This is a genomic window from Vibrio sp. Vb1755 (genome assembly GCF_033338635.1).
GTDB classification, from domain to species: Bacteria; Pseudomonadota; Gammaproteobacteria; order Enterobacterales; family Vibrionaceae; genus Vibrio; species Vibrio alginolyticus.
In genome coordinates this window covers 1-1,058 of the sequence record NZ_JAWOTA010000343.1, presented here as the reverse complement: position 1 = coordinate 1,058, position 1,058 = coordinate 1, and the positions used below count along the sequence as shown (strand labels likewise).

At 47.2% G+C, this 1,058-nt stretch carries 2 protein-coding genes; both read left to right on the top strand.

The features are described 5' to 3' along the window. Positions 1-510 (top strand): DUF2254 family protein (locus R7E00_RS25015; protein WP_318124909.1); only part of this gene is annotated, 510 nt, incomplete at its 5' end. 182 nt (positions 511-692) lie between these two features. Next, positions 693-1,058, top strand: a 366-nt coding sequence (locus R7E00_RS25010) for an RDD family protein (RefSeq protein ID WP_318124908.1), incomplete at its 3' end; no start/stop codon positions are given.

The window sequence follows — 1,058 nt, the reverse complement described above, 5'->3', positions numbered from 1 at the left end:
GGCGAATTAGCAGAAGAAAGTGAGGTAACGGCAGCGTTCACGATCCGAACTGAGCGATCCTATGACCAAGATCCTCGCTTTGGCTTAGTTGTACTTGCAGAAATAGCCTCTAGGGCCCTCTCTCCTGCCGTTAATGATAATGGTACTGCGATTGATGTTCTGGGACGTTCGATTCGGGCGCTTTCACTTTGGGGAGAACTTATTAGCCAACAGCCAACCAAAACTCGCTTCCCAAGATTGTTTGTGCCCTCGTTAAACTGCCAAGATTTATTCGATGATGTCTTTTTGCCGATAGCGCATGATGGGGCAGCTCAACTGCAAGTTCAGGTTCGCCTGCAAAAGGCATTACTAGCCCTGTCTAGTATGTATCCCAAGCTGTTTAGCGCTCCAGCAACCAAGCTTTCAGAGAAAGCTTTAGAACTCGCGTTGACCCAACATTTTACTGAAGATGAAAAGCATCAACTTGCGCAACTTTCGAACCAGGTAACTGACCCAAAAACACGGCGTTGACGATCCATTCAATCAGCAGCGTTTTAAGCACACGCCTCAAACATACGTATGCGTAGCCATCATCCTTCGTGAAAAGTCTCTTAGATTTGGCCGTAATTGGAGAGTCTGTGCGTCAGCTCTCTTTTCACAGACTGGCGGAATCTATATCCTGACGCACAATTTTTAAGGTAAGTGATGGAATTATGACTACTTCTACAACTCTTCCACCAGCGGGATTTTTCCGTCGATTGGCCGCTTTGTTTTATGACACTCTAATTGTCTTAGCCATTGAGATGATGGCGGCGGGTGTCGTAATAGCAGTGGTGTTTGCTTTGAATGCAGCAGGCTTGCTGAGCTACGGAGAATATGTGGATGCCGCAGATATGTTAGGGAAACACCCGGTGTTGAGTCCGATATTCACACTTTATCTGGCGGTAGTCTGGATTTACTTCTTCGTCTTTTTCTGGACGCGAGCAGGTCAAACCCTAGGCATGCGCGCTTGGAAAATGCAAATTCGAAACGCGAAAGACGGCGCTCCAATTACGGCGACTCAAGCATTAATCCGCCTT